Source organism: Chitinimonas sp. (assembly GCF_041904975.1).
In the GTDB taxonomy this organism is placed as follows: Bacteria; Pseudomonadota; Gammaproteobacteria; order Burkholderiales; family Chitinimonadaceae; genus Chitinimonas.
In genome coordinates, this window is record NZ_JAYRLZ010000243.1 from 1 (window position 1) to 6,428 (window position 6,428).

Annotated in this window: 3 protein-coding genes and 1 pseudogene; 3 read left to right on the forward strand and 1 reads right to left on the reverse strand. The window is 64.8% G+C overall.

Features of this window, described 5'->3' with window-relative positions; all coding sequences use genetic code 11:
* Positions 1-430 (reverse strand): annotated as a pseudogene (locus ACE3OH_RS17760) (bifunctional glutamine synthetase adenylyltransferase/deadenyltransferase); the annotation flags it as partial.
* Between the two features lie 241 nt (positions 431-671).
* Here ACE3OH_RS17760 and ACE3OH_RS17765 point away from each other — a divergent pair.
* The 3 genes from ACE3OH_RS17765 to ACE3OH_RS17775 all read left to right on the forward strand — a co-directional run.
* Positions 672-4,553 carry a YhdP family protein gene (locus tag ACE3OH_RS17765; RefSeq protein WP_374356205.1) on the forward strand — a complete coding sequence of 1,294 codons (3,882 nt, stop codon included), beginning with the start codon at positions 672-674 and terminating at the stop codon, positions 4,551-4,553.
* An 80-nt stretch (positions 4,554-4,633) separates the two neighbouring features.
* A complete protein-coding gene (locus ACE3OH_RS17770) occupies positions 4,634-5,434 on the forward strand; it encodes a carbon-nitrogen hydrolase family protein (protein ID WP_374356212.1) in 801 nt (266 codons plus the stop codon).
* Positions 5,435-5,586: 152 nt separating this feature from the next.
* On the forward strand, positions 5,587-6,428 hold an 842-nt coding region (locus ACE3OH_RS17775; protein ID WP_374356208.1), incomplete at its 3' end, for a PmbA/TldA family metallopeptidase.

The window sequence follows — 6,428 nt, forward strand, 5'->3', positions numbered from 1 at the left end:
CGATATCGCTCGATACATTCAATTCACGGCCACCCAGCTTGCCCATGCCGACCACGATCAGCTGCTGCACCTGGCCCGATTCCGCACCGATAGGCCGGCCGGTGCGCTCATCCGGCCGGGTGACACAGGCCAGCGCGGCGAGAATGGTCACTTCGGCCAGATCGCTTACCGTGCGCGTCACCTCGTCCAGATCGGCAAGGCCGAGCAGGTCGCGGCATAGCAGGCGCGCCATCACCGCCTGGCGCAGCTTGCGCAAGGCGGGTTTGAGGCTGCTGTCATCGGTGGGCTCCGCCAGCCGGCTTTCCATTTCGGCGCGGCCAAATGGCGTATCGAGCCGGGCGGCAGCGTCTTCGGCTACATAGGGGCGGGCGGCAAACAGGCGTTGCAGATAGCGGCTATGGGGCAGGGCGGCTTGCAGGCGGTCGAGCATGGTGGTTTTCCGTCGGGTAGGGGCGGTGCCGGAGCAGATAAAGGCCGCGCCCGCATGGTCGGCTGGGTGGCGATGGCGTGCGCCATGGCGGTCAGGCAGATTTGAACAGCGTTTGCACGGGCGGGCAAATCTGCAACGCGCCATCAGGACAAATTCGCCGCTTTGTTAGGTGTTGGCGGAACGGACAGCTAGAATCCTGTTCCCAATCTTGTTGCAGCCTGCTGCTTTTCCGCGTTTTTCCATGTCTCCCGCTTCACGTTTCCCCTTGCGCGCCCGTCTGGTGTGGCTGCGGCGCAAGTGCCTGCGCCTGATGGACTGGCACGGCCGCGTGCTGGTGTGGGCGGCTGCCTTGTTCATGCTGGTGTGGGGTGGCGCGGCGGCCTGGCTGCAATGGTGGTTCTTCCCGCATCTGGAAAGTTATCGCCCCAAGCTGGTTGCCACCTTGAGCGAGCGAGCAGGCCGGCCGGTGGAAATCGGTTCGGTACAGGGCGGCTGGCGCCTCGGGCAGCCCTACCTGGCCTTTGATGATCTGGCGCTCAAGCACCAAGATGGCCGCGCGGCGCTTAGCCTCAAGCGCGCCGAGGCCACCCTGTCATGGTGGCCACTGTTGATTGGCGATATCCGCTTTGAAGCGCTGGCGGCGATCCGGCCCGATCTGGAAATCACCCGCGAGGCCGATGGCACCATTCGCCTCGCTGATTTGCCGCTCAATCGCAGCAACTCGCCCGACAACGGCTTTGGCAACTGGCTGTTGCGCCAGCATGCGATTTCCATTGTCGATGGCCGGCTTACCTGGCGCGATCATCAGCGCCAGGCACCTGATCTCAAATTGGACCATGTGTCATTCAGCATGGAAAACCGCCTGTTCGGCCGCCACCAGTTCGCCCTGGCCGCCACGCCGCCGCCGACACTGGCGGCGCCGTTTTCGGTTGATGGCCACTGGTCGGGCGATGAGGTGGACCATTTTGCCGACTGGGACGGCACCGTGCAGGGCAAGCTGGCTGATGTCGACCTGGCGGCCGGCAAGGCTTGGCTGCCCTATCCGGTCGATATTGCCCGTGGGCGCGGCCAGCTGGCGCTGGCGCTCGATTTCCAGGGTATGCAGCTACGCAAGCTCGATGCCAGCCTCGACATCAATGGCGCAGCCCTGCGCCTGGCGCCCGAGCTGGAAACACTGGCCCTGCAGGCGCTGTCTGGCACCATCCATTGGCAGGACAAGGGCGGTGAGCGCAGCCTCGATCTGAGCAAGCTGCGCCTGGTGGCCGATGGTGGCAAGCTGCTCGATGGCACCTCGGCCCGGCTCAAGCTCGGCCGTAAGGGCGGTGGTTCCTTCGAGGCCGAAGGGCTGACTCTGCCGGCCTTGGCCAATCTGCCACCGGCCTTGCCGCTGCCCAATGCCTTGCGCAGTGCCCTGGCCGGCATGCGCCCCGGTGGCCGTATCGACAGCCTGAAGGCCGACTGGCAGGGCGACTGGCGCGAGCCATCAAGCTACCGGGCGCGCATGGGCTTTACCGGCCTGAGTCTGAGCGCCCCGGCGCCAATGCCGACGCTGGGGCCGCTAAGCGGTGAATTGGCAGTCAACGAGGCGGGCGGCAATCTGCGTGTGCAATCGACCGCGTTCCATTTTGTCGACAGCGAGGTCTTGGAAAAGCCGTTGCAGCTCGATCAGCTACGTGCGGCGCTGGACTGGCAGCGCAATGGCAAGGCCTGGACGGTAAGGCTCAATGAATTTGCCGCCAGCAATGCCGATGTGGCTGCCACGGCCTCGGCAAACTGGCAGTGGGCGGGCAGTGGTTCGGGCAATCTGAGTCTCGATGCCACGGTGCAGCGGCTGGCGGCCGACAAGGTGGCCGACTATCTGCCCAATGGCATCGGCAAGGAAACACGCGAATGGTTGCGTGCCGCCTTGCTGGGCGGGGAAGCGCGCGATGCAAAGTTCACCCTGCGCGGTCCCTTGGACAAATTCCCGTTTGACGATGGCAAGAGCGGCACCTGGCGGGTGGTGACCCAGCTGCACGATGTGATGCTCGACTATGCGGTGAACTGGCCACGGGTGGAGGGCATCAATGGCGAATTGCGTATCGAGGGCGACAAGCTGCAGCTGGCCAGCAACGGCCGCATTCTTGGTACCCGGATCGAGCGCGCCACGGCGGCAATTCCGAATCTGAGCCATGCCAAGTCGGTACTGATCGATGGCCAGGTGCGCGGCGCCACCAGCGAATTCTTCCGCTTTGTCGCGCTGAGCCCGCTCGATCACACCCTGGGTGGCATCGGCACGGCCGCGCGCTCGACGGGTGATGCCAGCCTCGCTCTCAAGCTCGATGTCCCGTTCGACAATGCTGATGACACCCGGGTGGATGGCACACTCAAGTTTGCCCGCAACCGCCTGCAGCTCAGCGATGCCATGCCGGAATTGCGCGAGCTGAGCGGCAGCCTGCATTTCAACGAGCATGGTGCCGATGCGCGTGGCCTGATCGCCCAAGCACTCGGTGGTGCGCTCAAGGTCGATGTCAGCACCGGCAAGGATGGCGTACTGCAAGTGCAGGCCAGTGGCCGCGCCGATGCCCGCGCTGCGGCACAGCGCTACGATATTCCGCTGAGCGAGTCCTTGAGCGGACAGACCGACTACCGCATGCAGCTGAATATCCCGCGTAGCGGCTGGCAAATGGCGCTGGAAGCACCGATGCGCGATGTACGCATCGACTTGCCGGCGCCTTTAACCAAGCCCGCTGGCGAAGTGCGCCCACTCAAACTGGCGCTGGAGGCCGATGCGGCGAGCGAGCGCTGGCGTATTGCCCTGGGTAGCCAGCTCAATGCCCAGATGCTGCGCACCTTGCAAGGCGGCAGTTGGCGCACCAGCAAGGGCGAGTTGCGTCTGGGCGAGGGCAGCGCCAGCGCCAGCCGCAATGGCATCTGGATTACCGGCAGCCTGCCCAGCTTCAATGCCGATGCCTGGCTGGACCGGCTGGATGCGCCAGCCAGTGCGCCGGCTGGTGCTGCGTCGCCGGTGCAGGCCCTGGGTCTGGCGCAGATCAGCGGTGTCGATGCCCGGCTCGGCCGCTTGCTGCTGGCGGGTAACCGTATTGATGATCTGAACCTGCAAGCGCTGCAAAGCGACGGCAGCTGGCAGATCAGCGCCAGCAGCGCCCAGATCGACGGGCGCGCCACCTGGTCGCCGCAGGGACGCGAGCGCTTGTTTGCCCGGCTTGGCAAGCTGAAGCTGCCCCTGCCGGATGCGGAAATTGCCGGGCCGGCCAGCCCGCTGCCGGCCAGCAAACGCCGCCTGCCGGCGGTGGACCTGATGGCGGACGACTTCCAGCTCAACAACCATCCCTTGGGCAAATTGGAAGTCAAGGCACAGCCCAATCGCGACAGCTGGCTGATCGATGCGCTGACCGTGGTCAATGCCGACGGCAAGCTCAGCATGCAGGGCAGCTGGTCGTCCCTGCCGGAGGACGATCACACCACGGTCAAGGTGGATGTGGAATCGAGCGATGTCGGGAAACTGCTGGCGCGCTTTGGCTACCCGGAGCTGATGCGGCGCGGCAAGGGTTCCATCCATGGTGATCTGAGCTGGCATGGCTCGCCGCTGTCGCCCGAATACGCCAGCCTGAGCGGCAATCTCAAGGTGGTAGCCGAGTCTGGGCAATTTGCCAAGGTCGATCCGGGAGTCGGGCGCCTGTTGGGCGTGCTTAGCTTGCAGTCCTTGCCGCGCCGGCTGACTTTGGATTTTCGCGACATCTTCAGCGAGGGTTTTGCCTTCGACCGCATCGAGGGTGATAGTAAGGTGAGCAAGGGGGTGCTGAGCACCAGCAATCTCACCATCGTCGGTCCGGCGGCCAAGGTGTCGTTCAAGGGCGAGGCAGATCTCGGTGCCGAAACGCAGAAACTGCGCGTGCGCATTGTGCCGACGCTGGGCGATAGCCTGGCGATCGGCGCCGGCGTGGCACTGGCCAATCCGGTGGTCGGGGTCGGTGCCTATGTGTTGCAGCGGGTGCTGAAAGATCCGCTGGGCCAGCTGGTTGCATATGAATACGACATCACCGGCAAGTGGGACGACCCGCAGATCGTGCGGGTCGGCAGCAGCGCCAGCAGCAAACCGGCTGCCCGGCAGCAGCCCTGAGGCAAGGGAAGGAGAACAGCATGTCTACACGTGTACACAGTCATCAACATGGCGCGGCGCTTGCCGCAGCCGCCGGCGGCATGCGCATCGCGGCGGTACAGATGGCGTCCGGCCCGACGGTGGCGGCCAATCTTGCCGAGGCCGAGGTGCTGATCAAGCTGGCAGCCAAGCAGGGCGCGCGCCTGGTGGCGCTGCCTGAATACTTTGCCATCATCGGCCTGAAAGACAGCGACAAGGTGGCAGTGCGCGAGCAGCCCGGCCATGGGCCGATACAGGATTTCCTGTCCAAGACCGCGCGCAAGCATGGCATCTGGCTGGTGGGTGGCTCGGCGCCCTTGTGGACCGATGATCCGGGCAAGGTGAAGAACAGCAGCCTGGTGTTCAATGACCGGGGCGAGCAGGTGGCGCGCTACGACAAGATCCACCTGTTCGGCTTTGAAATGAATGGCGAGAAGTACCGCGAAGAGAACACCATTGAAGCCGGCAACGAGATCGTAGTGTTCGATTCACCGTTTGGCCGGGTCGGGGTGGCGATCTGTTACGATCTGCGCTTTCCCGAGCTGTTCCGCCGCATGCAGCCGGTTGATCTGATCGTGCTGCCCGCTGCCTTTACCGAAACCACCGGCCGCGCCCACTGGGAAGTGCTGATCCGCGCCCGCGCCATCGAAAACCTTGCCTATGTGCTGGCCAGCGCCCAGGGCGGCTTTCATCGCAATGGTCGTGAAACTCACGGCAACAGCATGATCGTCGACCCCTGGGGCAATGTACTCGACCGCTTGGCGCGCGGCTCCGGCGTGGTGGTGGCCGATATGGACCACGACTACAAGGCACGTTTGCGGCAAAGCCTGCCGGCGCTGGATCACCGCGTATTCGCCAACTAAATCTGGCTGGCGGGCTGCAGTGCGGTGCGCCGTGCTGGCCAGCTTGATTGCTGCACCTTGCATGCCGGGCCCTGCGCGTCGTCGCGCCGCCGGTTGTGCTTCACCCCTGGACAAGCCGCTGCGCTTGTCCGCGTCAAAGACTTGAGAATTCCATGAGCCAAACCGCCTACGCCACTGCCGATCAATACCTGCTCAGTCCCTATGGCCTCGATGAAGCCGCCATCGAGCAGGTGTTCGGCGAGATCCTGAGCCGCGAGGTGGACTATGCCGATCTCTACTTCCAGTACAGCCGCAGCGAAGGCTGGAGCCTGGAAGAAGGCATCGTCAAGAACGGCAGCTTCAATATCGACCAAGGGGTCGGGGTGCGGGTGGTGAGCGGCGAAAAAACCGCCTTTGCCTATTCCGACGATATCAGCCGTGCCGCCTTGCTATCGGCGGCGCACGCTACCCGCGCCATCGGCCGGCAAGGCGGGCAGGGCACTGCCGCGCTGCGCCGTGATGCGGTGGTGCGCGATCTGTATGCCGGCAGCGACCCGCTGGCCAGCCTCGGTGAGGCGGACAAGGTGGCACTGCTGGAGCGGCTGGAGCGCTATGCGCGCAGCCTTGATTCACGGGTGACCCAGGTGATGGCCAGCATTGCCGGCGAATATGAGGTGATCTATGTGGCGCGGCTCGATGGCCAGCGCGCGGCCGATGTGCGCCCACTGGTGCGGGTGGGCGTGCAGGTGATCGTGGAGCAGGGCGGCCGGCGCGAGTCGGGCGCGGTCGGCGGCGGTGGCCGTTTCGACTACGCCTATTTCAGCGAGGACTTGCTGCAGGGCTATGCGCGCGAGGCGGTGCGCCTGGCCTTGGTCAATCTCGATGCCCGGCCGGCGCCGGCCGGGGAAATGACCGTGGTGCTGGGCAATGGCTGGCCCGGCATCCTGCTGCACGAGGCGATCGGCCACGGCCTCGAAGGCGATTTCAATCGCAAGGGCAGCTCAGCGTTTTCCGG

Bases quoted from the DNA above. Each gene is read 5' to 3' on its own strand.
- ACE3OH_RS17765 (WP_374356205.1), top strand. From the start codon at position 672: ATGTCTCCCGCTTCACGTTTCCCCTTGCGCGCCCGTCTGGTGTGGCTG.
- ACE3OH_RS17770 (WP_374356212.1), top strand. From the start codon at position 4,634: ATGCGCATCGCGGCGGTACAGATGGCGTCCGGCCCGACGGTGGCGGCC.